The following is a 24,810-nucleotide window of genomic DNA, read 5'->3' as shown; positions in this document are numbered from 1 at the left end:
CCGGAGCGTCCCGATGCCTGTTCATGCTTCGCCTTTCCCCGCGCGGTCGCACGTATCGCATGCCAGCGCCGCGCGCGTCGGCGCGTCGCGCCGCCTCGTACCGTTCGCGCTGGCCGCGCTGGCCGCGCTCGTGTGTGTCATGTCCGTCATCGCGCTGTGCGTGGGCGCGTACCGCATTCCGTTGGCGGAGGCCTGGGCCGCGCTGAGCGGCGACCCGGCCGCCCGGCAGGCAGGCGCGGTGCTGTTCGACATCCGCGCGCCGCGCGTCGTGCTCGCGCTGCTGGTCGGCGGCGGCTTCGGCGCGGCCGGCGCCGCGATGCAGGCACTGTTCCGCAATCCGCTCGCCGACCCGGGGCTCGTCGGCGTGTCGAGCGGCGCGGCGCTCGGCGCAACGACGACGATCGTGCTCGGCCCCGCGTTGTTCTCCGCGCACGCGAGCGCGGCCGTGCTGCCCGTCGCCGCGTTCGCCGGCGCGCTCGCGGTCGCGGCGCTCGTCTACCGGCTCGCCGCGTCGCGCGGCCGGCTCGCGCTGCCGCTGCTGCTGCTCGCCGGCATCGCGATCAACGCGCTGGTCGGCGCGGCGATCGGCCTGCTCACGTTCGTCGCCGACGACGCGCAGTTGCGTTCGCTGACGTTCTGGAGCCTCGGCAGCCTCGGCGGCGCGCAATGGTCCGCGCTGGCGGCCGTCGCGCCGTGCGTCGCGATCGGCTGCGTGCTGCTCGCGCGCGACCGTGACGCGCTCAACGCATTGCAGCTCGGCGAAACCGAGGCGCTGCACCTCGGCGTGCCCGTGCAGCGGCTCAAGCGGCGCGTGCTCGTCGCGGTCGCGCTCGCGGTCGGCGCGCTCGTGTCGTGCGCGGGCATCATCGGTTTCATCGGCCTCGTCGCGCCGCACTGCGTGCGCCTCGCGTGCGGCCCCGACCAGCGCGTCGTGCTGCCCGGCGCCGCATTGCTCGGCGCGCTGCTGACGCTCGCCGCCGATCTCGCCGCGCGCACCGTCGCCGCGCCCGCCGAGATTCCGCTCGGCGTGCTCACCGCATTGCTCGGCGCACCGTTCTTTCTCGCGCTGCTGTGGAAAAGCCGCGGCGCGCTCGGCGGCTGATCCTTCATGCACCCATCATGCTGACTGCCCATCATCTCGGCGTCGCCCGCCGGCACCGCACCGTTCTGCACGACCTGTCGCTGTCGATCGAACCCGGCCGCGTGACCGCGCTGCTCGGTCGCAACGGCGCGGGCAAGAGCACGCTGCTGAAGACCCTGGCGGGTGAACTGACCGGCAGCGTCGCGCCGAACGGCGTGCGCGTGACCGGCGACATCACGCTGAACGGCGAACCGCTCGCGCACATCGACGCGGCGCGGCTCGCGTGCCTGCGCGCCGTGCTGCCGCAGGCCGCGCAACCGGCGTTTCCGTTCAGCGTCGACGAAATCGTGCTGCTCGGCCGCTATCCGCATGCGCGGCGCGGCGGCCCGCGGCACGTGATCGCGCATTGCGATCGCGACATCGCATGGCAGGCGCTCGAACGCGCGGGCGCCGACGCGCTCGTCGGCCGCGACGTGACGACGCTGTCGGGCGGCGAGCTCGCACGCGTGCAGTTCGCGCGCGTGCTCGCGCAGTTGTGGCCGGACGACGACGCGCAGCCGAGCCCGCGCTACCTGCTGCTCGACGAGCCGACCGCCGCGCTCGATCTCGCGCACCAGCACCGGCTGCTCGATACCGTGCGCACGGTAGCGCGCGAGTGGCGGCTCGGCGTGCTCGCGATCGTCCACGATCCGAACCTCGCCGCGCGGCACGCGGATACGATCGCGATGCTCGCGGACGGCACGATCGTCGCGCAGGGTGCGCCGCGCGACGTGATGACGCCCGGCCATATCGCGCAGTGCTACGGATTCGCCGTGAGGATGGTGGAAACGGGCGACGGGGCGCCGCCGCTCATGGTGCCGGCGTAGAACACGCGTATCGTCGCGTCCGTGCGGCACCCTCGCTCAACGCTCGACGTCCGCGACACCGAACGTGCGCATCTTCCACCCGAGCCGTACGGCCAGCATCCGCATCGTGAAGCCGGCCGCCAGCGCAACCGCCGTCGCGAACCCGGCATCGACGCCGAGATGCTGGATCCCGACATACAGCGTGCCCGTGAAGAACGCGACGCTCGCATACAGTTCGTCGCGCAGGATCAGCGGCATCTCGTTGCACAGCAGATCGCGCAGCATCCCGCCGCACACGCCGGTGATCGCACCGGCCAGCACGACGATGATCGGCGCGGTGCCCGTCGACGCGCCGATGTCGCAGCCGATGATCGTGAACGCCGCGAGGCCGATCGCGTCGACGGTGACGAACAGCGTCTTCATGCGCGCGACGTGCCGCGCGGCCCACGACGCGACGGTCGCCGCGGCGAGCGTGATCACGAGGTACTCGGGATGCGCGATCCAGCCGAGCGGATAGTGGCCGAGCAGCACGTCGCGCACGGTGCCGCCGCCAAGCGCCGTGACCGCGCCGACGAGCGCGAGCCCGAAGCGGTCCATCCCGCGCCGCATGCCCATCAGCGCGCCCGACATCGCCTCCGCGACGATCGCGATCAGATAAAGCGTATGCATCGCGCGCCTCAGTCTTCGGTACGGAACAGGTCGAGCACGCGTTCGCGTTCGGCCGCGTCGACGGCGGCCGGCATCGGCTCGCCGGACATGCCGCGCCCGTCCGGCGCATCGGACGCCGGCGCACCGCCACAGGCAAAACGGCTGCGGATGAACGGCGGCATGTCGGCGGTGCAAGTGCCGCGCATGTATTCGGCGTACACGAAATCGCCGTCGACGAGCGCGACGTCCTGCGGCGGCGTCGCATCGACCGGCGTACGTCCGTCGACGGCCGTCTTCATGTAGTCGAGCCAGACCGGCAGCGCGAGCGTCGCGCCGGTCGCGCGCCCCATCGGGCGCGGCGTGTCGTAGCCGAGCCACGCGACCGCGACGATGCCCGACGAATAGCCGGCGAACCACGCGTCCTTCGAGCCGTTCGACGTGCCCGTCTTGCCGGCCGTGTCGTCGCGGCGCAGCGCGAGCGCGCCGCGCGCGGTGCCGGCCCGCACGACGTCGCGCAGCATGCTGTCCATCACGAACGCATTGCGCACCGACACGACGCGCGTGCCTTCAGGCGTCGTCGCCTCGTACATCGCGCTGCCATGACGCTGCTTCACCGACAGGATCAGCCGCGGCACCATCCGTATCCCGCCGTTCGCGAACACGCCGTACGCGCTCGCGAGTTCGAGCGGCGTCACGGCGCCCGCGCCGAGCGCGAGCGGCAGCGACGCCGGATTGCGCCGCGCGTCGAAACCGAAGCCCACCGCATGCTGCTGCACGTAGCGCGCGTCGGCCGCCTGCATCAGGTTGACCGCGACGAGGTTCTTCGAGCGCACGAGCCCGCGCCGCACCGGGATGAAGCCCTCGTATCGGTTGCCGAAATTGCGCGGACGCCACGGCCGCGCGCCGGTTTCCGCATGCGTGAGCGTGCGCTGCGTATCGTCGACCAGCACGCCCGGGAAGTAGCCCTTCTCCAGCGCCGCCGAATAGACGAACGGCTTGAAACTCGACCCCGGCTGGCGATACGCCTGCAATGCATGGTCGAACACGTTGCGGCCGAAATCCGCGCCGCCGACGAGCGCGAGCATGTCGCCCGTCGCCGCATCCAGCGACACGAGCGCGCCTTCGAGCCCGTTGCGCACATCGCGCTTGCCGGGCTGGCGGCGCAGCGTACGCCCGAGCGCGGCCTCGGCCGCGCGCTGGTCGCGCATCGAGATCGTCGTCGTCACGTCGAGGCCGAGCGTATAGGCGTCGTCGTGAAAGCGCTCGACCATCATCCGGCGCGCGCGCTCCGCGACGTACGGCGCCGCGACGATGCCGGGCGGCGGCGTGGTCGCCAGCACGATCGGCAGGTCGACCGCCTCGCGATAGGTCGCCTCGTCGAGTTCGCCGAGCGCGTGCATGCGGCCGAGCACGTAGTTGCGCCGCGCGGTCGCGCGCGCCGGATTGACGACCGGGTTGAACGCGGACGGCGCCTTCGGCAATCCGGCGAGCACGGCCGCCTCGCCCGCGCTCAGCGCGTCGAGCGGCTTGCCGAAATACACGTTCGCGGCCGCCGCGAAACCGTACGCGCGCTCGCCGAGATAGATCTGGTTCATGTACAGCTCGAGCAGCTTGTCCTTGCCGTATTCGCGCTCCAGCTTGATGGCCATCAGGATCTCGGCGAGCTTGCGGCTCAGCACCTTGTCGCGTGTCAGGTAGAAATTGCGCGCGACCTGCATCGTGATCGTGCTGCCGCCCTGCCCCGGCTGCCCGGTCACGACGTTCGCGAAGGTCGCGCGCGCGAGGCCGCCGACGTCGATCGCGCCGTGCTGGTAGAACTTCGCGTCCTCGGCCGCGAGCAGCGCGTGGCGCATCAGCGGCGGAATGCGTTCGAGCGGCACGAACTCGCGGCGCTCGACGCCGTACTCGGCCAACAGGTCGCCGTCGCGCGAAAAAATCCGCAGCGGCAGCGCGGGACGGTAGGCGGCCAGATGTTCGACGGACGGCAGTTGCGTCCAGATGCGGTGAATCGTCCATGCGCCGATGCCCGCGCACGCGAGCGTCAGGCCGAGCAGCGCGCCCGCGAGCATGCGCCATGCGCGGCGGCGGCGTGACGGTGCGGACGGTGGCGCGGGGGGCGGCGATGGGTTGGCGGTGGGGTCGGTCATGTCGGGCTCCTTCTTCAGTGCCGCGACGGCCGGCGCGCGAGTGGCGCCGATCGTCGCGAAAGGCGCGCATTGTCGAAGGGATGGCGCGAAACCGGAACATTCTTCAGCCAAAGTTTGGCTGGCTAAATTTTATTTAGGAAAGCCCGGCGGGGGCCGCTCGCGCGGTGCACGCAGGCCTATGGCATGTCGTCACGGCCGAGCGCACCGGGCGCGCGAGCCGGTTCGCTTGTACCATCGTCGGATGTTCGATCGATACCTCGACCTGTGGGGCCTCGTTCCCGACGGCGGCCCGATCCTGACCGCGAGCGGCGGCCTGTTGCCGGTCGTCTGGCGCACACGGCCGGCAATGCTGAAAGTCGCGACCTGCGACGAAGAGCGTCGCGGCAATGCGCTGATGACCTGGTGGAACGGGGATGGCGCCGCGCGCGTGTGGTTGCACGACAGCGACGCGGTACTGCTCGAACGCGCGCAGCCGGCGCCGACGCTCGCCGGCTTGTCCGCCGCGGGACACGATGACGACGCGATCCGGATCGCATGTCGCGTGGTCGCGCGGCTGCATGCGAATCGCGCACCGGCACCGCCCGCGGCCGTGCCGCTGCCCGACTGGTTCCACGCGCTGCTGTCGCACGACACGGACGACGACGTGCTGCGGCGTTCTGCCGAGACGGCGCACCGGCTGCTGGCCGTGCCGCCCGTCGATGACGTCGTGCTGCACGGCGACATCCATCACGGCAACCTGCTGTATTTCGGCGATCGCGGCTGGCTGGCGATCGACCCGAAGGGGCTTCGTGGCGACCGCACGTTCGACTACGCGAACCTGTTCTGCAATCCCGCGCACGACATCGCTGTGGCTCCCGCGCGCTTCGAGCGTCGCGTCGTGCTCGTTGCGGATGCCGCACAGCTCGACCGGCGGTGGTTGCTGCAATGGATTCTCGCGTGGTCGGGGCTGTCGGCCCTGTGGTTGATGGAAGACGGCCTGCCGCCCGATACGCGGCTGCAGGTTGCGCAACTCGCGGCAATCGCGCTCGGTCCGTAGCGGATTTCCGAGGGAAAGCGGCGAAGACCACCGTATCCGGCCAGAAGCGGTCGCTCACGCAAGTTGGCCGAGTGACCGCTTCGCTCCGCTTAACCGCCAAACCGCTTCGTGCACAGGCATGCGACGTGAACAAGCGTCACTTCAGATGTTTTCGGTCATCGTCAGAATGATCTTTCCCACGTTCAGGGCCGACTCCATCCGTCGATGGGCAGCCGCGGCATTGGCGAGAGGAAACACGCTGTCGACGACCGGCTCCAGGCCCGCTCCTCCCGCAAAGCGGTCCAGCCAATGTTCGCGAAACCGCCGAACCATCGCGTGCTTCTCGCGCTGGTCGCGCGACTTCATCACCGTGCCGATGATTTGCAGATGACGGTACAGGATCTGTTCGAGACTCACGCTCACGTCACCGCCGCCGCCGAGTATGCCGACCTGCACCAGCCGGCCGCCGTTTGCCAATGACGCGACATTCCGGGAAAAATACGGCGCGCCCACGAAGTCGATAACCACGTCGACGCCGCGTTTGTCTGTCCTGCTTGCGACGACTTCCGAAAAGTCCTGCGTCTTGTAGTCGATCGCATGGTCCACACCCAGTTGAACGATCCGTTCCAGCTTCGAGGCTTCGGCGGTCGCGAATATCGTCGCGCCGGTTGCGTAGGCCAGTTGGACCGCCGCGGAACCCACCCCGCCCGCCGCTGCGTGAATAAGCACCGATTCGCCACGCTGCAAGCGGCCAAGATGCAACAACGCTTCGTGCGCCGTGACGAAGACTTCCGGTATCGCAGCCGCGTGCACGTAGTCGATCGTTGCCGGAATGGGCATCGCCATTCTCCAGTCAATGCGCGCCAGTTCTGCATAGGCCCCGCCGCCCACGACGCCCATTACACGATCACCGACCTTGTAACCCTGCACGGAAGGTCCCGTCTCGATCACCTCGCCGGCGATTTCGAGCCCCATGATCGTCGAGTCGCCGAAGTTCGGACGGCCGTATCCTCCTCGCCGATGCGTAAGATCCGCGCGATTCACGCCTGCGGCATGGACGCGTACCAGCAGATCGTCGGGGCGAACCTCGGGAGCCTGAACGTCGGCGAGCTGGAGAACCTCGGCCTCGCCGAATTCGTTGAATGTGATGGCTTTCATTTCAAACCGTCCTGCGTCGTGGATGAATGGCCGGCGAAATCGTCGGACCGGGGTTGCGCGCCGAGCGTTGCCTGCGCCGCGGCCGATGCCGAGATTGCCGCAGGAAACCCCGCATAGAACGCGAGGTGAGTGATCGTCGCGGCGAGTTCTTCGCGGGTTACGCCGTTTGCCAACGCGCGGCGCAGGTGCGCCGGCAACTCGTCGAGATGGCCCCCCGCGATCAGCGCGGCGACGGTCACGAGGCTGCGGTCCCGCGGCGAGAGCGCCGGATCGCTCCAGATCCGCGGATAGAGCGTGTCGTCGACGAATGCCGAGAGCTTCGGCGTGAAGGCACGCGCGGCCTCGCGCGGACTGTCGAAATGCGTATGAGACATGGCGATCCCCCTTCAGGCCTGGCTGATGAACTTGCGCGTGAGGTAGTACTCGATGCCCTCGGCGCCGCCTTCCGAGCCGTGGCCGCTTTCCTTCATGCCGCCAAACGGCAGTTCGGTCGAAACGATGCGGTACTGGTTGATGCCGATCATGCCGGCTTCGAGACCGTCTGCTACATCAATGGCCGTGCGCGCACTGCGCGTGAATGCGTAGGCGGAGAGCCCGTATGGCAACCGGTTCGCTTCGGCGAGCCCGTCGGCAAGGGCATCGAAGCGCATCAGCACCGCGATCGGGCCGAACGGTTCTTCGTGCATCACACGCGCGTCCTTCGGTACGTCGGCGAGGACCGTGGGCTCGAAGAAATACCCTTCTCCCGCGATGCGCTTTCCGCCGGCGAGGACCCTTGCGCCACGCTCCACCGCATCGGCGATGAGTTCCTCCATCTTGGCAAGCTGGCGCGGATTTGCCAGCGGCCCGACCTGCGTGCCCGCATCCAAGCCGTTGCCGACCTTGAGCGCGTTGGCTGCGCGCACGAAGTGCCCGACAAACTCGTCGTAGACGTCGCGTTGGATCAGGAAGCGCGTCGATGAGATGCAGATCTGGCCCGTACCGCGAAAGCGATTCGCCGCGCCTTCGACCGCGGCCTTTTCGACATCCGCATCGTTGAATACGAGGACGGGCCCGTGGCCGCCCAGCTCCAGCGTGATGGGTTTGACGCCTTCGGCTGCGCGCGCCGACAGCAGACGGCCGATCGGCACCGAGCCCGTGAACGTCACCTTCCGGATGACCGGGGAAGCGATCAGCTGCTTCGACACCTGGTCGGGCACGCCGAATACGACCTGAAGCACGCCCTTCGGCAAACCGGCGTCGTCCAGTGCGCGTGCCAGCGCGAGCGCCGTTGCGGGGCTTTCCTCGCCGGGTTTGATGATGACACTGCATCCGGCGGCGAGTGCGGCGGAGAGCTTGCGCGCCGGGGTGATCGCGGGAAAATTCCACGGCGTGAATGCGGCGACGGGCCCGATCGCCTGTTTCTTCACGAGCTGTTGCACACCCGGGCGATTGGACGGCACCACACGGCCGTCGATGCGGCGCGCCTCTTCGGCGAACCATTCGAAGTAGTCCGCGGCACGCAGGACTTCGTCACGGCTTTCCGCCAGCGGTTTGCCTTCCTCGAGCGTCATGACGGTGGCGATGTGCTCGGCGCGCTCGCGCATCAGTTCCGCCCCGCGCTTCAGAATGCGCGCGCGTTCGGCTGGCACGGTGTTGCGCCAGACGTCGAACGCCTGTGCAGTGACCTGCAGGGCGCGATCCAGGTCGGCTGCCGTCGCCAGCGGGACGCGGCCGATCTCGATTTGCGTGGCGGGGTTGATCACCGGCGCCGTTTCGCGTTCGCTCGCGCCGATCCATTCGCCGTTGATGAAAAGATGAAGTGCGTCGTAAGTGATGTCCATGGTATTAACCTTTATGGTTAGGATTGCGATTCAATATGTGTTCGCCGCGAGCCGGATTGGGGGACCGTGCCGCCACGCCGTGCCGGGATGATTCGCCGTGTCGGGCTGGGCTCGGGTATGAAACGTCCGTGTTCCGACTGCCTGACTTCGGGACCAAGTCTAGACGTGAAGCGGACGGCAACTTAGGGGGGCCGGAAAGAATGAATCTTGTCTCCGGAGAGAAAATCCCCGATGAACATGAAGGCATATTGAAAGGATGCACAAAAACGACACGCGGTCGCACGCTGACTGCACGAAACAGGCGCGGGCCCTATGATCACAGGCTCGCGCGGGCCGAAACGCAGCGATTCGACGAAAAATTCAAAGCCAGGGATGCGTAATGGACAAGGTTCACACCATGTCGGTGTTTGCGAAAGTGGTCGAGATGGGCAGTTTCACGGCTGTTGCAAACCACCTCGATACGACTGTCGGCAACATTTCCCGAGCGGTCTCGGTACTTGAGGACAATCTCAACACGCGGTTGCTGCAGCGCTCGACGCGACGGCTCGTAGTCACCGATGCGGGGCGACGTTTCTACGAGCGCAGCGTTGCGATCCTGTCGGACATCGAGCGGGCAGAAGCAGAAGCCCGCGATGCGCTGCTGGAGCCGCGTGGTGTATTACGCGTGCACACGGTTCCGGGATTAGGCCGTCAGCTTGTTTCGCAAGCCGTGCTTGCCTATCGAAGCGCATACCCGGAAGTATCGGTCGATCTTATGCTGTCGCAGCGGATGCCGAATCTGCTCGAAGAGCAGCTCGACGTTGCGATCGTGATTGCGCGCACACTGCCGGACTCGGCGTATGTGAGCCAGAAGATCGGCGCCAGCCATTGCATTCTGGCGGCGTCGCCCGATTATCTGGCACGGCATCCGGCTCCCGAGTGTGTGGAAGATCTTGTCGATCACACATGTGTGCTCCTGAGCACGGTCGATTACGCACCGGACGAGTGGCATCTGCAAGGCAGGGCCGGCGAGGCGGTGTATCGTCCAACGGGATCGCACTTCAGTGTCAACGACATGGACGCGATGTCCACGGTGCTGCAGGAGGGCGCGGGAATCGGGCTGATCGCCGCTTTCTCGGCAATCGACGATTTGCGTAAAGGGTCGCTCGTTCGCGTCCTGCCTGAATTCCACACCGCTCAGCGCAACGTGTACGCGGTGTATTCGTCCCGCCAGTTCGTCGACGCGAAGATCAAACGGTTCATCGATACGCTGAAGGTGCGGGTAGGTGACCGGTTGAATGCGTATGCGGAGGAACTCGCCATCACGGTCGTATGACCGACTTTACAGTCGGCATCGTCGGGGAAGGTGTCCGATTTCCCGGCGCCGAGAGTCGTATCCGCGATCCGGATCGCATGCGGGGTGCTTCGTGCGAAGGTGGTCGGTCAACCGTGGAGCGTCGACCGCTGAATCAACCGATTCACGCCCCATACGATCAGACCCGCGATACCAAGGCAAACACCGAGAACGAGAAGGAGCCCGACTCCTTCAACATCATCGGCATGTGCGATCGTGTCGACGCCGAAAAGCGCCATCACCGATTCGATGGTTGACGGAATCGACGTCTCGATTGGAAGTCGGACGAACCAGCGCGCGAGCAGCACGCCGAGAGCTCCCGTTGCAAGAACATTGATGCTGTAGCGGACCGCTTTCATTACCTGACCTCGACGATTCCATATGCCTTGATGGCGGTGCCCGGAATCGGAACCGTTGCGCCGTGCGCGCAAAATCATGGAGCCGTCCCAAGCGCCCGCCAGTCTGTGTGTCGACAATGTAATAGAGGCCACGCGGTAGCGGGCCTGATTTCGGTTTAGCGACCGGTTCTGCTTCCGCTCGATTCCTTGTTCTATCCGGCGCTTCTTCGCGCCCGCAAAACGTGTCAATCTGTTTCCGGACGGGTCACAGGTCACAATGAAAAAAGCCCGCCGGCTTGCACCGGCGGGCTTTCGTATCCGACTTGCGCGGTGGCGCGTTAACGCGCCGGATTCAGCGTCAGGTTCATGTGACGGTTCACGTCTTTATACAGCAGGTAACGGAAGCGGCCGGGGCCACCCGAATAGCAAGCCTGCGGACAGAACGCGCGCAGCCACATGAAGTCGCCCGCTTCCACCTCGACCCAGTCCTGGTTCAGGCGATAGACGGCCTTGCCTTCGAGCACGTACAGGCCGTGCTCCATCACGTGCGTCTCGGCGAACGGAATCACGCCGCCCGGCTCGAAGGTCACGATGTTCACGTGCATGTCGTGACGCATGTCGCTCATGTCGACGAAGCGCGTCGTCACCCACGCGCCGTTGGTGCCCGGCATCGGGATCGGCTCGACGTCCTGCTCGTTGGTCACGAACGCTTCCGGCAGCGGAATGCCGTCGACGACCTGGTAGTGCTTGCGGATCCAGTGGAAACGCACGGCGGCATCGCTGACGTTGTGCAGCGTCCAGTCGGCGCCCGGCGGAATGAACGCGTAGCCGCCCGGCTTCAGCGTGTGCTGCTTGCCCTGCAGCGTCAGCTCGGCCTCGCCCTCGACGACGAACAGCACGGCTTCGGCGTTCTTGTCCTGCTCGGGCTTGTCGCTGCCGCCGCCCGGGTTCACTTCGACGATGTACTGCGAGAAGGTTTCGGCGAAACCCGACAGCGGACGCGCGATCACCCACAGGCGCGTGCTGGTCCAGAACGGCAGCCAGCTCGTGACGATGTCGCGCATCACTCCCTTCGGAATGACCGCGTACGCCTCGGTGAACATCGCGCGATCGGTCAGCAGATCGGTCTGCGGCGGGTGGCCGCCATGCGGCGCGTAATACGTTGTCTTAGACATAAAGCATCCAGGCAATGGGTTGGTCCGGCCCCGGGTCGCAACGGCAGGCGCGGCACGCGCGTGGGGCACGCATGCGGCGGCGGGACATCGTTGCCGGGGTGGCTTGAAAGCGCGGGCGCCTTCGTTCGGTCGGCCAGGCTTCGCGACGGGTCCGCCCGGTTCAGCGGGCGGGGCGCCCCATGCTTGCGGGTCCGGCGGCCGGGCCGCGGACACTCGGGGTGATGCGGCGGGGCACGGGGGACGGCACGGTTCGAGTCCGTACGCGGGCAGCGTTGACGATAGCGAAGTCGATCCTGATCGACCAATTAAATGTTGCGATGCCATCCATTCGATTTCCCACTACCCGCCGCGGTGCGCGACGGCCGGCGAACGCGTGCCGCGGATGCGTCGGCGCATGAGGGAAATCCTGATGACCGGACGCCAACGCGTCGATCAGCAATATCGAAACGGGGTCGGCCGAACCTGCCCGGCTGCATGTCGATGCAACGGGAGAATGCCGTCTACAAGCGGGAAAAGTCAGGCGGGAGAGAAGGCGCCAAGCCGTCGAACGAGGCTGGGCATGAACTGCCGAAGGGGAGAAGCCGCCGGTCTTGCCGGCGACGGCCGCCCGGCTGAAGCTGCCGGGCCGGCCGTCGGATCGGGTGCCGACGCGTCGGGCGCGCCGGTGCGCAAAGCGCGCACCGTGCCGCGCCCGCGGGGATCAGTCCCAGTCGCGGTGATGGCGATGCTTGCGGTGACGATGGCCGCGATCGCCATAGTCGCCGCGGTCGTACGAGTTGCGCGACAGGTTGCCGCCGAGCGCCGCGCCGGCGCCGCCGCCGACGGCTGCGCCCAGCAGGCCGCCCGTGCGGCCGCCCATCGCGTTGCCGGCCGCGGTACCCGCGCCGCCGCCGAGTGCGCCGCCGATGATCGCGCCGGTGCGTTCGCGACGGTTCGACGTCACGGCACCACCCGCGCCGCCGCCGATCGCGCCGCCGATCACGGAGCCCGTGCTGCCGCCGACCGCGCCGCCGACCGCTGCGCCGGCAACCCCGCCGAGCGCGCCGCCAAGCGCGTTGTTCATGTCACCGGCCATTGCCGGCAGTGCGGTCGCGCCGGTCAGCACGGCGACGACGAGAGTGGGGGCGATTTTCTTCCACATTCCCGTATTCTTCCTTGTTCGCAATCTGGTTATTAAAGGTCTGCTCGTTACGACGATCTGAATCGATCGACGTCGATGCCGGCATTGTGCCGAATCCCGGACCAATTCATTTCAATGAGCTTGCGGCGAAGAATAGCACCGGTCGTGTCCCCTTGCCGTCGACATTCTGGTAACAAGTTGTTTACCGCAACAGGACCGGAAAAGGTTGCCGAAAACCGCCTGCAAAGCCCGCCGGCACGGGCTCCGGCCGTGGGCCGGCCGCACTCGAAGGCGGTGCCGGAAGCGCCCGTCGCGCGGGTTCGGACACACGTGGCAACACATCGCGGGTGCGCCACGAGGCGGCCGGGATCGACCGGGCCATCCAGGACGAACGAGGGTCAGTACACGCCCGGCAGCAGCCGCCACGTGTGCGCGCAGTACGCGTCGTATTCGGCACCGAATTGCGCGCGCAGCAACGCTTCCTCGGAACGGATGCGGGCGACCAGCGGGATCATCGTCAACGCGACGAGCAGCAGCCCGATGCCCGAGCGGAACGCGCACGCCCAGCCGGCCGCATTGACGAGCAGGCCGAGATAGCTCGGGTTGCGAATTCTCCGATAGATACCGTCCGTCACCAGCGTGTGGCCCGGCTGGATCGCGACGAGCCCGCTGAAGCGCTTGCCGAGCACGAACACGGGCCAGATGCGCAGCACGCCGCCCGCGACGTACAGCACGACGCCGATCCAGCGCACCGTGTCGCCGCCGAAGGTCCATACGTCGAGCCGGTCGGTCAGCGCGGGCAGGTAAGCGAGCAGGAACCCGCTGGCCGCGAACGCCGCGAGCACCCAGCGGTTGTCGCGGTTCTCGCGTTCGCCGGCGCTCAGGTTGCCTTCGGTGAACAACGCGGCGACGGCCAGCGCGAGCGTCGCGACGGCAATGACGGTCAGTTGCGGATGCGAGAAGAAGGCGGCGAACCCGCCGATGCCGAGCACGGCGAGCCCGAGATAGACGAGCGTGGAGACGCTCGCCACGATTGCGACCTTGCGCGTAACGGCCATGGCTGCCTCGCCGGAGTGGGCTTTCCTGTGAAGTATAGGAACCCGGGCGGGCCATGCGCACGCGCGCCGTCATGCGGCGCGCGAGTCGTCCGTGCGGGAAGCGGCGGCCAAGCGTCGAACGACGGGGCCGCTCGACGTGCGGGCGGCGCCCGCGCCCGCCGCCCGGTCAGCGAATGCGGAAGTTGCCGCCGATGCCGACGCTGACGGGCGGTGCGTAATAGGCGGGCGCATAGCCGTAGTAGGCCGGCGCGGGTGCGTAGTAGCCGTAAGGCGGCGCGACATAGCAGCCGGACAGGCCGCCGATCAGCGCAAAGGTGATGAGGATTTTGTACATGACTCGATTCCCGGCGAAGAGGGCACGTTGCATCTCGCGAAAACCACGCCGTCGCAGCCTGCGACGGCCGGCACGGAAGAGACAACCGGCCCTTCCCGTCGCTCGATGCGGCAATGCGCGGAGTCTAGCGCCGGGGCCACCGGGACACGTTTCGCGAGCGGTTACACGTGTTACGTGGTGTGACCGCTGAAACAGGCGCGCCCGGCGTCGCGGCACGCGCCGGCTGGCGCCGCCCGAACCACGCGCCGTCTGCGCGTTACACGAAACGCGCGCGGATCCGCTCGGCGACCGATTCGAGCGTCGCCGAATCGGCGATGTCGCGCGCGTGCATCCGCAGCTCGACGCCTTCCCAGCGCGGAATCACGTGGAAATGCACGTGCGGGACCGTCTGGCCCGCCGCCGCGCCGTTGAACTGGCCGATGAACACGCCGTCCGGCCCGAGCGCCGCGCGCACGGCCGCCGCGACGCGCTGCGTCATGCGGATGCCGGCCGCGGCCGCGTCGCCGGACAGCTCGAAGATCTGCGCGGCCGGCTCCTTCGGGATCACGAGCACGTGACCGTCGGCCTGCGGCATGAGATCCATGATCGCGAGCGTTGCGTCGTCTTCGGCGACCTTCACGCACGGCAGTTCGCCGCGCAGGATCCGGGCGAACGGGTTGTTGTTGTCGTAGGACATGGGCGTTTTCCGATGTTTGCGATTGCGGTTTGACTGGGAACGATGCCGGACGATTATCGGCCGACGGCGGTCCGGATTTCAACTTGTCAGGCCGTGTCGCCATGGCGGCGAACAATGCGCGCCGACTCGCGTGCAATGCCCGTCGCCGGATGGAATATCCGGCCGTCGCGATCCGTTTATTTCGAGTGCGGACTCGCACGGCAAGACTGCGGATCCGCGCCGGACATCCGCGCGCTGCGCAGGCCGGCAGCCGGGATGACTGCTCGCGATCATCAACCGGAGTCATGCCATGGACCCTCTCCCATCCTGTCGTTCGCCCGCCCCGCCCGTGTTTGACGCCGCGTTTGCCGATCACCCGCCGATCCTCGCCCACGCCTGTCGCACGATGGCGCGCACGCTATGCCGCGCGGCTTGCGGCGCGGGACTGATCGCGTTGTCGTCGGCTTTCGCGTGGGCCGGCGGCGGCAATTCGATCCTGCCGGTCTCGTCGGTCACGGCGTCGACCGTGCCCGCCAACGGCGACGTCAATCCGTACGGCATCGCGTTCGTGCCGCGCGGCGTGCCGAGCTGGAGCACGCTGAAACCGGGCGACGTCGTCGTATCCAACTTCAACGCGGCATCGAACACGCAAGGCACCGGCACGACGGTCGTCAAGCTGTCGCCCGGCAAGACGCCGGCAACGTTCTTCCAGGGCAGCAATGTCGGCCTGACGACCGCGCTCGCGGTGCTGCGCAGCGGCTTCGTGCTGGTCGGCAACGTGCCGGCACCGGACGGCAAGACCGTGGTCCCCCCGGGCTCGCTGCTCGTCATCGGTCCGCAAGGCAATCTCGTCACGCAACTGTCGAGCACCACACTGCTCGACGGACCGTGGGACATGACCGTGATCGACCGCGGCCAGCGCGTGACCGCGTTCGTGTCGAACGTGCTGAACGGGACGGTCGCACGGATCGAGCTGATGATCGGCAGCGACGGCGTCAGGATGCTGCCGGGCTCGCAAATCATCGCATCGGGCTACGTGAACCGGACCGATCCCGCTGCGCTCGTCGTCGGCCCGACCGGCCTCGCGTACGATCCCGACATCGACGTCCTGTATGTCGCCTCGACCGGCGACAACGCGGTGTTCGCGATCCAGAATGCCGCGACGACGCATCGCAACGGCGGCGTCGGACGGATGATCTACTTCGATGCGGCGCACCTGCACGGCCCGCTCGCGCTGGCGCTCGCGCCGAACGGCCATCTCGTGACCGCGAACGGCGACGCGGTCAACCCCGACCCGCTGCAACCGAGCGAGATCGTCGAATTCACGGTGGACGGGCGCTTCGTCGCGCAGATGCAGGTCGATACCGTGCCGGGCGCGGCATTCGGGCTCGCGTTCGGGCGCGGCAGCAAAGGCCAGCCGGAATTCGCGGCCGTCGACGACAACACGAATACCGCGACGGTCTGGACACTGCGTTCGGACAACGGCAACGCACAATGACGCATCACGCGAACGGGCCGCGTGCGGCCCGTTCGAACCTGCGCGATCGACACATGCGATTCGCAGACGCCGGGCACCATGCCGCCTGACCGACGCCGCCCGGCGTCACCCGCCCCCACGATTGCCACCGCTCGCGCGAACCTGCGACACTGCCGGATCGTTGCCATCGTTGCCGGCCGGCACGCCACCGAGGACGCTCGCGCATGACGATCCCCTTCAAATCGCTGATCCTGCGCGGTGCCGCCGTCGCGCTCGTCGCCGCGGCCGGCTACACCGGCTACATGCTGTCGCGGCTCGCGCCCATCGCGACGGGCTATGCCGCGAAGGCGCTGTGTTCGGGCGTGTTCGTGTCGGGCCGTCCGGCCGCGTCGGTGATCGACGTCGACATCATGGCCGGCGTGCATCCGCTGCTGAAGCTGGTGCGTCCGTCGATCGATCCCGAGCATCATCGCGCCGTCGCGACCTTCGCCGGATTCGCGCAACGCGAGGCGGACTTCCGGCCCGGGCTCGGCTGCACGCTCGCGCTCGGACCGTCGCCCGGCGGGCTGCCGGCCGCGCTGCCGCCCGTCCCCGATCCGCCGCCCGCGCACGAAGCGGCGCCGGCCGCACCGCCCGCCGGCATCGACGCACGCAAGCTGCAGGCCGCGCTCGACCGCGCGTTCGACGAACCCGATCCGGCGCGGCCGCGGCGCACCCGCGCGGTCGTCGTGATGTGGCGCGGCCAGGTGATCGCCGAACGCTATGCGCCCGGCTTCGCGGCCGACACGCCGCTGCCCGGCTGGTCGATGACGAAGACCGTGACGGCCGCGCTGGCCGGCATGCTCGTCGCGCAGCACAAGCTGTCGCCGGACGCGTCGGCGCTGCTGCCCGAATGGCGCGACAGCGGCGATCCGCGCGCGGCGATCACGCTCGACGAGCTGCTGCGGATGACGAGCGGCCTGCAATTCAACGAGGACTACGACGACCCGCTGTCCGACGTCGCCGTGATGCTGTTCACGCAGCCGGACACCGCGCGTTTCGCGTCGGCCATGCCGCTCGCCGCGCAGCCCGGCACGCAGTGGTACTACTCGAGCGGCACGAGCGCGATCGTCGCGCGCGTGATGCGCGAGGCGATGGGCGGCACCGAAGGCGACTACCTCGCGTTTCCGCGCTGCGCGCTGTTCGCGCCGCTCGGCATGCGCAGCGCGGTGTTCGAGCCCGATGCGGCCGGCACGCTCGGCAGCGCGTCGTTCATGTATGCAAGCGCGCGCGACTGGGCGCGCTTCGGGGAGCTTCTGCGGCAGGACGGGGTGTGGGACGGGCAGCGGCTGCTGCCGCAAGGCTGGGTGCGCTACCTGACGCGCGCGACGCCGCTGTCGACGCGCCAGGAATTCGGCGCGCATCTGTGGGTGAAGGTGCCGGAGCCGTTCAACGATCGCGATGCGCACGCGAGCCCGCTGCCCGTCGACGCGTTTCATGCGGTCGGCCATGAAGGCCAGTTCGTGAGCGTGGTGCCGAGCCGCGAGCTGGTGGTCGTGCGGCTCGGGCTGTCGCGGCCGGAATCCGCATGGAATCACGAGGCATTTCTCGCGCGCGTGCTCGAGGCCGTACCGGCATCGGGCTCGTGACGGCCGCGGCGCGGCGGCGATGCGGCGGCACATCACGCCGCCGCGCCGCGCACGACATGCGATGCGTTACGGGTTCGCGCTGCCCGCGTACTGCTGGAAACCTTCGCGCGTCGCCAGGCGCTCGATGTAGCGCTTCACTGCCGGGAAATCCGGATGCTCGAACGGCGTGCCGAACCAGCGGTTCACCGACAGGCCGATCGGAATGTCCGCGAGCGTGAAGCGGTCGCCAGCCACGAACGCGCCGGTCGCTTCGAGCTGCGCGTTCAGTATCTGCATGTGCTTCGTCCAGCCCGCGATCGACTGCGCGATCGCCGCCGGGTCCTGGTGATCCGGCGACTTGCGCACGAGGCCGAGGAACGCGCCGACCCACGAGCGGTTCAGGTCCGTGCCCTGCCAGTCGATCCACTGATCGACCCGCGCGCGCGCCTGCGGCTCGGCCGGATAGAGCGCGTCGCCGCCATAGCGGTTCGCGAGATAGCGGATGATCGTGTTCGACTCCCACAACACGAAGTCGTCGTCCTTGATGACCGGCACGAGGCCGTTCGGATTCAGCGCGAGGTAGGCCGGGTCGTTGGTCGTGCGAAAGCCCGCGCCCCAGTCTTCCTGTTCGAACGGCAGGTTCAGTTCGGTGCACAGCCACAGCACCTTGCGGACGTTGATGGACGGGATCTTGCCGAGGATGTGCAGCATGCAGGCTCCTTGTGAGGTCGAATGCGAAGCGTTCGGGAGGCGCGACACGGCCCGGACGCGCTCCCGTCGAAGTTATACACGAGCCCGCGAGAATCGACAGCGCGTCAGGCGAAATCGCCGTTGCAGGCCCCACTGCCTCGCTCACATCGGCTTGAGCACCATCAGGAAATAAACGCTCAGCATCGCGAAGAACGCCGGATAGCCGAGCAGCTCCCAGCGCTTCGCATAGCGCCAGTACCGTTCCGGCAGCGCGGCAGCGCCGTTCGCATGCGCGAGCTTCGCCATCGCGGCCAGTTCGATCTGCAGCCATACGACCGGCAGCCAGCACGCGCCCGCGACCGCATACAGCACGATCGACGCGACCAGCCACGGCGTCGTCCACGGCCAGCCGGCCGTATGCGCGAGCCACAGCCCGGATGCGGGCTGGAACAGCACGGCCGGCGTCGTGAACCACCAGTCCGCGCGCACGACGAGGCGCGACACGGCGGCGATCGCCGGCACCGAGCGCGTGCGGTTCGCGAAGAACAGGTAGAACGCGGTGCCGAAACCCGTGCCGACCATCAGCACCGAGGACAGGATATGCAGCGTCTTGATCACGAGATAGGTGTTCATGCGTGTTCTTCTTCTGAAAAGAGGATCAACAGGATCGCCAGAATCGGCACGTTCTTGAGCACGGGGCCGAACGGCTCGGCGAGCAGGCCGGGCATCGTGACCGCGATGACGGCCGAATACGCGACGATCAGCGCGCCTTGCGCGGCCCACAGCCGGCGGGACGGCGCGACGACGGTCGCCACGCCGAACGCGAAGTCAAGCGCGCAGGCCGCGTAGAGCGCGATCAGCGCGGGCAAGCCAGTCAGGTGCGCGCGGGCGAGCATCGCGAGGCTGTCGTGCCGCGGATGGATGAACGCGCTGACGATGGCCGTCCAGATCCAGACGATCGCGAGCGCGCCCAGCAGCAGCGGCCGCCGCCACATCGCGAGCGCGTCGCGGCGCAGCGCGGGCGCGTCCGCGCCGATGAAATGCCGCAGCCCGCGCGGCGGCCGGCCGAGCACGGCCGCGAGCGCCGCGGGGTCGCCGGTGTTGCCGCCGCGCAGCATCGTCCACGTGTCGCGGGTCAGCATCGCGCCCGGCAGCGCGCCGAGCAGCGCGGCCGCCGCCCCGACCAGCGGGCCCGGCAGCGCGATGCGCGCCGCCGGCGGGAAGCCCAGCGCGGCGCGATAGACGCTCAGCATCTCGCGATACTCGACTTCGTCGCCGCCGACCGCGTCGATGACCGGGTTGCCGGCCGCCGGCGCATCGACGAGCCGCGCGACGAGTTCGGCGAGATCGTCGATGTGCACGGGGCGCAGCCGCTGATGGCCGCCCGTCGGCAATGCCTGCACGGGCAGGCTCGCGAGCATCCGGAAGAACCGTGCCGACGTGCCGGAAGCGCCGTAGACGAGCGCCGGGCGCACGATCCGGTAATCGAGCGGCAGCGTCCGCAGGAAGGTGTCGGCTGCGTATTTGCTGGCGAAATACGACGTGTCGCCGCGCTCGACGCCCAGCGCCGAGATCTGGATCACGCGTCGCACGCGGGCACGACAGCACGCGGTGAAGAGCGCGCAGGGCGCCGCGCGATGCACGGCGTCGAAGGTCGCGTCACGCCGGTCCGCAAGGATCCCGACCGCATTGATCACCACGTCGACGCCGTCGAGCCGGGCGAGCCACGCATCGGGATCGACGTCCTTCGTGAAGTCGATCGCGACGTCGTGCGGACCGACCGCATGCCGCACGCCGCGCAGCACGCGATGGCCGCCGGCTTCGAGCCGCGCGCCCAGCGCCCGCCCGATGAAGCCGTTCGCGCCGCAGAGGAGGATGTTCATGTCGCACTCCGCGGTGCGGCATGCCGGCGGATCGATCGCGATGCCCTGTTCATTTTCGTCCTTTACCTACAGTTATTTCTGTAAAGACAGAAATTTCAATTTCAAAAAAAGCGGGCTGCGTGCCCGCACGTCCGGTACCGCTTACTTCGACGACTTGCGCCTGACCGTCTGGCTGATCTTCGCGCCGATGCCGAGCGCCTTCATCAGCGTGTCGGGCTTGAGCCGCAGCATCTCGTCCGACCAGGTCGTGAGCGTCTCGACGAACTGCAGCGTGTCGCGGATGCGCTGTTCGGTTTCGCGGCTCTCGTCGGCGATCTCCGGGCTCGTCAGGCAATCGCGCAGCACCGTGAGCGTCGGTTCGATCTCGCGCTGCCGCCGCCCTTCGACGATCAGCTTGAACAGTTCCCAGATGTCGGTCGACGTCTCGAAGTGGTCGCGCCGGTCGCCCAGCACGTGCACGACCTTCGCGAGCCGCCATGCCTGCAGTTCCTTCAGGCTCGTGCTGACGTTGGAACGCGCGACGTTGAGCGTCTCGGCGATCTCGTCGGCCGCAACCGGCCGGCCGGCCAGGTACAGCAGCGCGTGAATCTGCGAGACGGTGCGGTTGACGCCCCAGCGCGAGCCCATTTCGCCCCAGTGGAGGATGAATCGTTCGGCAATCGGTGTGAGTTCCATGTCGGGGAATTTAGTTTTTTCAGTTATTTCTGTCAAGAGAGAAATAACGGGCGGCGACGCGAATGGCTGCCTCGACCGTCCCGCCCGCGGGCAACTGCGACCGCGGCCACGGCTCGCCTTTCCCGCCGTTGCGCCCGCTTCCATTACAATGCGCGGGATTTTTCCGATTTCAGGCCGTCCGCGCCTTTCTGACTAGAGGTTCTCCCATGATCATCAAACCGCGCGTGCGTGGCTTCATCTGCGTGACGACTCATCCGGTCGGCTGCGAAGCCAACGTCAAGGAACAGATCGACTACGTGACTTCGCACGGCCCGATCGCCAACGGTCCGAAGAAGGTGCTCGTGATCGGCGCGTCGACGGGCTACGGCCTCGCCGCCCGGATCTCGGCCGCATTCGGCTCGGGCGCGGACACGCTGGGCGTGTTCTTCGAGCGCGCCGGCAGCGAGACGAAGCCGGGCACCGCCGGCTGGTACAACAGCGCCGCGTTCGAGAAATTCGCCGCCGAAAAGGGGCTCTATGCGCGCAGCATCAACGGCGACGCCTTCTCCGACAAGGTCAAGCAGATCACGATCGACACCATCAAGCAGGATCTCGGCAAGGTCGACCTGGTCGTCTACAGCCTCGCGGCACCGCGCCGCACGCACCCGAAGACGGGCGAAACGATCAGCTCGACGCTGAAGCCGGTCGGCAAGTCGGTCACGTTCCGCGGCCTCGACACCGACAAGGAAGTGATCCGCGAAGTGTCGCTCGAGCCGGCGACGCAGGAAGAGATCGACGGCACCGTCGCCGTGATGGGCGGCGAGGACTGGCAGATGTGGATCGACGCGCTCGATGAAGCCGGCGTGCTGGCCGACGGCGCGAAGACGACCGCATTCACGTATCTCGGCGAGCAGATCACGCACGACATCTACTGGAACGGCTCGATCGGCGAAGCGAAGAAGGATCTCGACAAGAAGGTGCTGTCGATCCGCGACAAGCTGGCCGCGCATGGCGGCGACGCGCGCGTGTCGGTGCTGAAGGCTGTCGTCACGCAGGCGAGCTCGGCGATCCCGATGATGCCGCTCTACCTGTCGCTGCTGTTCAGGGTGATGAAGGAAAAGGGCACGCACGAAGGCTGCATCGAGCAGGTGTACGGGCTCCTGAAGGACAGCCTGTACGGCGCGACGCCGCACATCGACGAGGAAGGCCGCCTGCGCGCGGACTACAAGGAGCTCGACCCGCAAGTGCAGGACAAGGTCGTCGCGATGTGGGACAAGGTCACGAACGAGAACCTGTACGAGATGACCGACTTCGCGGGCTACAAGACGGAATTCCTGCGCCTGTTCGGCTTCGAGATCGCGGGCGTCGACTACGACGCGGACGTGAACCCGGACGTGAAGATCCCGGGCATCATCGACACGACGGTCTGACGAAACGCCCGCCGCCGCGCTCACCGAGCGGGCGGCGGGGTCGCGCTGCCGGCCGCGTCAACGCGGCGCCGGCTCCTCCAGATAGACGCCCGACGACAGCGTGGCCTTCACTTGCCGCGTGAACTCGTCGGTCGACACTTCCTCCTCCCCTGCTTCGATTGCCTCGTAGGCCTGGCGCACGACGTCGGCCGGCGTGGCCTTCGGCACGTCGAGGCCGGCCGTCAGGTCGGTATCGATGAACCCCGCATGCAGCCCGACGACCTGCGTATGCTGTTCGCGCAGCGAATGCCGCAGCCCGTTGGTCAGCGCCCACGCGGCCGACTTCGACACGCCGTAGCCCGACAGGATCGGCCGGTTCACCCAGCTCGCGACCGACAGCACGTTCAGGATCGCGCCGCCGCCGTGGCCGGCCAGCGTTCCCGCGAAGGCGCGCGACATCGCCAGCATCCCGAACACGTTGGTTTCGAAGTGATCGCGCAACGCGTCGAGCGCGCCGTCGTCGGTCAGGCTGCCGAGTCGTGCGATGCCCGCGTTGTTGATCAGCAGCGTGACGTCGCGCGCGATATCGGCGGCCGCGGCAACCGTCGCCGGATCGGTCACGTCGAGCCTCACGGGCACCACGCCCGGCAGCGTCACGCTGGCCGGATCGCGCGCGCCCGCATAGACCTTGCGCGCCCCGCGTTCGAGCGCCTGCTTCGCGAACTCGCGGCCGAGCCCGCGGTTCGCGCCCGTGACGAACACCACTGCACCTTCGATCTTCATGCTCGTTCCTTTCGGAGAAAGGATCCCGCTCGCGTCGGTTCGCCGCGCGCCCGGGATCCGGTGATAAACCACGCCGCCATCGCGGACCGAACCGTTGCTCCGCCGGTGCCGTGCCGGAAGCCGGGCAGTCCGCCGCCCACGCCACGCCGCACCGGGACCGATATCCATCCGTGCCGCGTCGGTCGCTTCGCTTCATTCGCGAAGTCGGCTACACTCGATGTCAATGTCGATCACCATTGTCTTTGCGGTGCATTGTGTCAGCGCGATTTCGACACGTCAATGGCGATCACCATTGTGTTTTTCAATCGACGCAATTGCCGGAATGAGGGAGGGATCGATGGGCGTCTCGAGACAACAGGCCGCCGAAAACCGCAACGCGATCGTCGCGGCCGCCGAGCGGCTGTTCCGGGTGCGCGGTGTCGACGCGGTGGGGTTGACGGAGCTGATGAAGGAAGCCGGCTTCACGCAGGGCGGCTTCTACAACCACTTCAAATCGAAGGATGCGCTGGTCGCCGCGGTGATGGAGAAAGCGATCCAGGACCGCGCGGATTCACCGAACGCCGGCAGCGTCGCGAAGCAGGCGACGGCGTACCTGTCGGCCGCGCATCGCGACAACGTCGAAGCCGGTTGCCCGCTGTCGGGTTTCGCGGGCGATGCGCCCCGGCTGACCGACGCGGCGCGCGCGTGCTACGCGCACGGCGTCGCCGCGTATCTCGACCGGCTGGAACGGATGGTGGCCGCCGAAGGCCCGGCCGCGGCGGACACGCGCCGCGACGCGATCGCCGTCTTCAGCCAGATGGTCGGGGCGCTCGTGCTGTCGCGCGCGATCGCCGGCACCGATCCGGCGCTGGCCGACGAGATCCTCGACGCGGGTCGGCGCACGCTCGGCGCGCAGCCCGACGATCCGGCCGTGCCGGCGTAGCGGCACGACGGGCGCCGGTCGCGCGCGATCGCTATTGCACGGCCCTGGCGGCATCCCACAACGGCCGCTGGCCGAGCGCCGCATGCCACGCCGCGAATTGCGTGCGCCACGACTCGAACGGCTCCGTCAGCGGATGACGCGGATCGTCGCTCAACGCATACGCCATCCCCTCGATCAGCCAGCGCGGCTTGGTGGCGACCGCGAGGTTGCCGAGCACTTCGGCCTGCCGGTGGTGGATCAGCTCGTGGGCAAGAAAGTAGGTCTGCCAGCCGCGCGGCGCGACGACCACGCCGAAATCCCCGAGCGTCAGTGCCGCCCGTTCGCCGAGACCGAACTGGTCGGCGCACGCGCGCGTCGAGCAGAACACGACGCGCGGCGCGTCGCGAAACGGGCCGACGGCCGCGGCCGCGCGCGCGTAGCCGTCGCGATAGAGCTGCTGCGCGATGCCGAGCTTCGCGGCATCGTCGGTGCAGATGTCCGCGCTCGGGCATGACACGCCGGGCAGCAGCGCGGGCGCGACGACGCGCAGCGGCTTGACGAGCGCGTAGGCGGCGATCGGCACCGCGACGAGCAGGCCCGTGAGGGCGAAGGCGATACGGGAGCGTTTCATCGAGGCGGCAATTCCGTTGGCGTGGCGGTGAGGTGTTCCAGCACG

25 protein-coding genes are annotated in these 24,810 nt (G+C 68.0%); 8 read left to right on the top strand and 17 right to left on the bottom strand.

The features are described from left to right. The first annotated feature begins 13 nt into the window (after nt 1-13). Complete coding sequence (locus DIE04_RS04650; RefSeq protein ID WP_124486120.1) at nt 14-1,102, top strand: iron ABC transporter permease; 1,089 nt, start codon at nt 14-16, stop codon at nt 1,100-1,102. Nucleotides 1,103-1,119: 17 nt separating this feature from the next. Then, a complete protein-coding gene (locus tag DIE04_RS04645; RefSeq protein ID WP_124486119.1) occupies nt 1,120-1,947 on the top strand; it encodes a heme ABC transporter ATP-binding protein in 828 nt (275 codons plus the stop codon). A gap of 36 nt (nt 1,948-1,983) precedes the next feature. On the opposite strand, the gene DIE04_RS04640 is transcribed toward DIE04_RS04645, so the two are convergent. Both DIE04_RS04640 and DIE04_RS04635 read right to left on the bottom strand, forming a co-directional pair. Then, nucleotides 1,984-2,595: a trimeric intracellular cation channel family protein gene (locus tag DIE04_RS04640; protein ID WP_124486118.1), complete on the bottom strand. Its 612-nt coding sequence runs from the start codon at nt 2,593-2,595 to the stop codon at nt 1,984-1,986. Nucleotides 2,596-2,603: 8 nt separating this feature from the next. After that, a complete protein-coding gene (locus tag DIE04_RS04635) occupies nt 2,604-4,721 on the bottom strand; it encodes a penicillin-binding protein 1A (protein WP_124486117.1) in 2,118 nt (705 codons plus the stop codon). Between the two features lie 241 nt (nt 4,722-4,962). Between DIE04_RS04635 and DIE04_RS04630 the strand changes: the two genes are divergently transcribed. After that, nucleotides 4,963-5,757, top strand: a complete 795-nt coding sequence (locus DIE04_RS04630) for an aminoglycoside phosphotransferase family protein (protein WP_124486116.1) — start codon at nt 4,963-4,965, stop codon at nt 5,755-5,757. A 141-nt stretch (nt 5,758-5,898) separates the two neighbouring features. Here DIE04_RS04630 and DIE04_RS04625 read toward each other — a convergent pair whose 3' ends face one another. Genes DIE04_RS04625 through DIE04_RS04615 form a run of 3 tightly spaced genes read right to left on the bottom strand, consistent with a single transcriptional unit; the run spans nt 5,899 to nt 8,717 of the window. Next, entirely contained in the window at nt 5,899-6,894 is a 996-nt protein-coding gene (locus DIE04_RS04625) for an NAD(P)H-quinone oxidoreductase (RefSeq protein WP_124486115.1), read from the bottom strand. Continuing rightward, a complete protein-coding gene (locus tag DIE04_RS04620) occupies nt 6,891-7,268 on the bottom strand; it encodes a carboxymuconolactone decarboxylase family protein (RefSeq protein ID WP_124486114.1) in 378 nt (125 codons plus the stop codon). The genes DIE04_RS04625 and DIE04_RS04620 overlap by 4 nt, the downstream gene beginning before the upstream one ends. A gap of 12 nt (nt 7,269-7,280) precedes the next feature. Continuing rightward, nucleotides 7,281-8,717 (bottom strand): NAD-dependent succinate-semialdehyde dehydrogenase, encoded by a 1,437-nt coding sequence (locus DIE04_RS04615; protein WP_124486113.1) that lies wholly within the window; start codon nt 8,715-8,717, stop codon nt 7,281-7,283. A 379-nt stretch (nt 8,718-9,096) separates the two neighbouring features. Here DIE04_RS04615 and DIE04_RS04610 point away from each other — a divergent pair, with 379 nt between their 5' ends. Beyond that, complete coding sequence (locus DIE04_RS04610) at nt 9,097-10,032, top strand: LysR family transcriptional regulator (protein WP_124486112.1); 936 nt, start codon at nt 9,097-9,099, stop codon at nt 10,030-10,032. 107 nt (nt 10,033-10,139) lie between these two features. Here DIE04_RS04610 and DIE04_RS04605 read toward each other — a convergent pair whose 3' ends face one another. The 6 genes from DIE04_RS04605 to DIE04_RS04585 form a co-directional block, all read right to left on the bottom strand. After that, the gene (locus DIE04_RS04605) at nt 10,140-10,637 is read right to left on the bottom strand and encodes a hypothetical protein (protein WP_124486111.1); all 498 of its coding nucleotides are present in this window, start codon (nt 10,635-10,637) and stop codon (nt 10,140-10,142) included. Between the two features lie 89 nt (nt 10,638-10,726). Beyond that, on the bottom strand, nt 10,727-11,563 hold the full coding sequence (locus DIE04_RS04600; RefSeq protein WP_124486110.1) for a bifunctional allantoicase/(S)-ureidoglycine aminohydrolase: 837 nt from the start codon (nt 11,561-11,563) through the stop codon (nt 10,727-10,729). Nucleotides 11,564-12,263: 700 nt separating this feature from the next. Beyond that, on the bottom strand, nt 12,264-12,704 hold the full coding sequence (locus tag DIE04_RS04595; protein WP_124486109.1) for a hypothetical protein: 441 nt from the start codon (nt 12,702-12,704) through the stop codon (nt 12,264-12,266). Between the two features lie 377 nt (nt 12,705-13,081). Next, nucleotides 13,082-13,741 carry an isoprenylcysteine carboxylmethyltransferase family protein gene (locus DIE04_RS04590; RefSeq protein ID WP_124486108.1) on the bottom strand — a complete coding sequence of 220 codons (660 nt, stop codon included), beginning with the start codon at nt 13,739-13,741 and terminating at the stop codon, nt 13,082-13,084. A gap of 166 nt (nt 13,742-13,907) precedes the next feature. Further along, complete coding sequence (locus DIE04_RS29670) at nt 13,908-14,075, bottom strand: hypothetical protein (RefSeq protein ID WP_185500310.1); 168 nt, start codon at nt 14,073-14,075, stop codon at nt 13,908-13,910. Between the two features lie 256 nt (nt 14,076-14,331). Next, complete coding sequence (locus DIE04_RS04585; RefSeq protein WP_044848523.1) at nt 14,332-14,751, bottom strand: HIT family protein; 420 nt, start codon at nt 14,749-14,751, stop codon at nt 14,332-14,334. Nucleotides 14,752-15,040: 289 nt separating this feature from the next. Here DIE04_RS04585 and DIE04_RS04580 point away from each other — a divergent pair, with 289 nt between their 5' ends. Both DIE04_RS04580 and DIE04_RS04575 read left to right on the top strand, forming a co-directional pair. After that, complete coding sequence (locus tag DIE04_RS04580) at nt 15,041-16,228, top strand: hypothetical protein (protein WP_185500309.1); 1,188 nt, start codon at nt 15,041-15,043, stop codon at nt 16,226-16,228. 203 nt (nt 16,229-16,431) lie between these two features. Continuing rightward, on the top strand, nt 16,432-17,835 hold the full coding sequence (locus tag DIE04_RS04575) for a serine hydrolase (protein WP_124486107.1): 1,404 nt from the start codon (nt 16,432-16,434) through the stop codon (nt 17,833-17,835). Nucleotides 17,836-17,901: 66 nt separating this feature from the next. On the opposite strand, the gene DIE04_RS04570 is transcribed toward DIE04_RS04575, so the two are convergent. The 4 genes from DIE04_RS04570 to DIE04_RS04555 all read right to left on the bottom strand — a co-directional run bounded on the left by DIE04_RS04570 (nt 17,902) and on the right by DIE04_RS04555 (nt 21,062). Then, nucleotides 17,902-18,525, bottom strand: a complete 624-nt coding sequence (locus DIE04_RS04570) for a glutathione S-transferase family protein (RefSeq protein ID WP_044848521.1) — start codon at nt 18,523-18,525, stop codon at nt 17,902-17,904. 141 nt (nt 18,526-18,666) lie between these two features. Beyond that, nucleotides 18,667-19,137, bottom strand: a complete 471-nt coding sequence (locus tag DIE04_RS04565) for a DUF2269 domain-containing protein (RefSeq protein ID WP_124486106.1) — start codon at nt 19,135-19,137, stop codon at nt 18,667-18,669. Next, entirely contained in the window at nt 19,134-20,387 is a 1,254-nt protein-coding gene (locus tag DIE04_RS04560) for an SDR family oxidoreductase (protein WP_124486105.1), read from the bottom strand. Before DIE04_RS04560 ends, DIE04_RS04565 begins: the two co-directional genes overlap by 4 nt. A 141-nt stretch (nt 20,388-20,528) precedes the next feature. After that, nucleotides 20,529-21,062 carry a GbsR/MarR family transcriptional regulator gene (locus tag DIE04_RS04555; protein ID WP_006760784.1) on the bottom strand — a complete coding sequence of 178 codons (534 nt, stop codon included), beginning with the start codon at nt 21,060-21,062 and terminating at the stop codon, nt 20,529-20,531. Between the two features lie 206 nt (nt 21,063-21,268). On the opposite strand from DIE04_RS04555, the gene fabV reads away from it, so the two are divergent. Continuing rightward, nucleotides 21,269-22,471: an enoyl-ACP reductase FabV gene (gene fabV, locus DIE04_RS04550; protein ID WP_124486104.1), complete on the top strand. Its 1,203-nt coding sequence runs from the start codon at nt 21,269-21,271 to the stop codon at nt 22,469-22,471. Nucleotides 22,472-22,528: 57 nt separating this feature from the next. Here the strand turns inward: fabV and DIE04_RS04545 are convergent, their stop codons facing one another. After that, nucleotides 22,529-23,233: an SDR family oxidoreductase gene (locus DIE04_RS04545; RefSeq protein ID WP_044848517.1), complete on the bottom strand. Its 705-nt coding sequence runs from the start codon at nt 23,231-23,233 to the stop codon at nt 22,529-22,531. Between the two features lie 337 nt (nt 23,234-23,570). On the opposite strand from DIE04_RS04545, the gene DIE04_RS04540 reads away from it, so the two are divergent. Then, nucleotides 23,571-24,155, top strand: coding sequence for a TetR/AcrR family transcriptional regulator (locus DIE04_RS04540; protein WP_124486103.1), 585 nt, complete (start codon nt 23,571-23,573; stop codon nt 24,153-24,155). 31 nt (nt 24,156-24,186) lie between these two features. Here DIE04_RS04540 and DIE04_RS04535 read toward each other — a convergent pair whose 3' ends face one another. Beyond that, nucleotides 24,187-24,765, bottom strand: coding sequence for a hypothetical protein (locus tag DIE04_RS04535; RefSeq protein ID WP_124486102.1), 579 nt, complete (start codon nt 24,763-24,765; stop codon nt 24,187-24,189). Nucleotides 24,766-24,810: the final 45 nt, after the last annotated feature.

The organism is Burkholderia sp. Bp8994 (assembly GCF_003853805.1).
Taxonomy (GTDB): Bacteria; Pseudomonadota; Gammaproteobacteria; order Burkholderiales; family Burkholderiaceae; genus Burkholderia.
Note: the sequence above shows the minus strand (reverse complement) of the source record. Positions and strands in the feature narration are given on the sequence as shown.

What these genes read in the sequence shown, in the direction of transcription:
- DIE04_RS04650 (WP_124486120.1), top strand. Translation starts at nt 14, where the DNA reads ATGCCTGTTCATGCTTCGCCTTTCCCCGCGCGGTCGCACGTATCGCAT.
- DIE04_RS04555 (WP_006760784.1), bottom strand. Translation starts at nt 21,062, where the DNA reads ATGGAACTCACACCGATTGCCGAACGATTCATCCTCCACTGGGGCGAA.
- DIE04_RS04610 (WP_124486112.1), top strand. Translation starts at nt 9,097, where the DNA reads ATGGACAAGGTTCACACCATGTCGGTGTTTGCGAAAGTGGTCGAGATG.
- DIE04_RS04535 (WP_124486102.1), bottom strand. Translation starts at nt 24,765, where the DNA reads ATGAAACGCTCCCGTATCGCCTTCGCCCTCACGGGCCTGCTCGTCGCG.
- DIE04_RS04585 (WP_044848523.1), bottom strand. Translation starts at nt 14,751, where the DNA reads ATGTCCTACGACAACAACAACCCGTTCGCCCGGATCCTGCGCGGCGAA.
- DIE04_RS04540 (WP_124486103.1), top strand. Translation starts at nt 23,571, where the DNA reads ATGGGCGTCTCGAGACAACAGGCCGCCGAAAACCGCAACGCGATCGTC.
- DIE04_RS04580 (WP_185500309.1), top strand. Translation starts at nt 15,041, where the DNA reads ATGGACCCTCTCCCATCCTGTCGTTCGCCCGCCCCGCCCGTGTTTGAC.
- DIE04_RS04545 (WP_044848517.1), bottom strand. Translation starts at nt 23,233, where the DNA reads ATGAAGATCGAAGGTGCAGTGGTGTTCGTCACGGGCGCGAACCGCGGG.
- DIE04_RS04565 (WP_124486106.1), bottom strand. Translation starts at nt 19,137, where the DNA reads ATGAACACCTATCTCGTGATCAAGACGCTGCATATCCTGTCCTCGGTG.
- DIE04_RS04590 (WP_124486108.1), bottom strand. Translation starts at nt 13,741, where the DNA reads ATGGCCGTTACGCGCAAGGTCGCAATCGTGGCGAGCGTCTCCACGCTC.
- DIE04_RS04630 (WP_124486116.1), top strand. Translation starts at nt 4,963, where the DNA reads ATGTTCGATCGATACCTCGACCTGTGGGGCCTCGTTCCCGACGGCGGC.
- DIE04_RS04595 (WP_124486109.1), bottom strand. Translation starts at nt 12,704, where the DNA reads ATGTGGAAGAAAATCGCCCCCACTCTCGTCGTCGCCGTGCTGACCGGC.
- DIE04_RS04635 (WP_124486117.1), bottom strand. Translation starts at nt 4,721, where the DNA reads ATGACCGACCCCACCGCCAACCCATCGCCGCCCCCCGCGCCACCGTCC.
- DIE04_RS29670 (WP_185500310.1), bottom strand. Translation starts at nt 14,075, where the DNA reads ATGTACAAAATCCTCATCACCTTTGCGCTGATCGGCGGCCTGTCCGGC.
- DIE04_RS04575 (WP_124486107.1), top strand. Translation starts at nt 16,432, where the DNA reads ATGACGATCCCCTTCAAATCGCTGATCCTGCGCGGTGCCGCCGTCGCG.
- DIE04_RS04645 (WP_124486119.1), top strand. Translation starts at nt 1,120, where the DNA reads ATGCTGACTGCCCATCATCTCGGCGTCGCCCGCCGGCACCGCACCGTT.
- DIE04_RS04615 (WP_124486113.1), bottom strand. Translation starts at nt 8,717, where the DNA reads ATGGACATCACTTACGACGCACTTCATCTTTTCATCAACGGCGAATGG.
- fabV (WP_124486104.1), top strand. Translation starts at nt 21,269, where the DNA reads ATGATCATCAAACCGCGCGTGCGTGGCTTCATCTGCGTGACGACTCAT.
- DIE04_RS04560 (WP_124486105.1), bottom strand. Translation starts at nt 20,387, where the DNA reads ATGAACATCCTCCTCTGCGGCGCGAACGGCTTCATCGGGCGGGCGCTG.
- DIE04_RS04600 (WP_124486110.1), bottom strand. Translation starts at nt 11,563, where the DNA reads ATGTCTAAGACAACGTATTACGCGCCGCATGGCGGCCACCCGCCGCAG.
- DIE04_RS04570 (WP_044848521.1), bottom strand. Translation starts at nt 18,525, where the DNA reads ATGCTGCACATCCTCGGCAAGATCCCGTCCATCAACGTCCGCAAGGTG.
- DIE04_RS04620 (WP_124486114.1), bottom strand. Translation starts at nt 7,268, where the DNA reads ATGTCTCATACGCATTTCGACAGTCCGCGCGAGGCCGCGCGTGCCTTC.
- DIE04_RS04625 (WP_124486115.1), bottom strand. Translation starts at nt 6,894, where the DNA reads ATGAAAGCCATCACATTCAACGAATTCGGCGAGGCCGAGGTTCTCCAG.
- DIE04_RS04640 (WP_124486118.1), bottom strand. Translation starts at nt 2,595, where the DNA reads ATGCATACGCTTTATCTGATCGCGATCGTCGCGGAGGCGATGTCGGGC.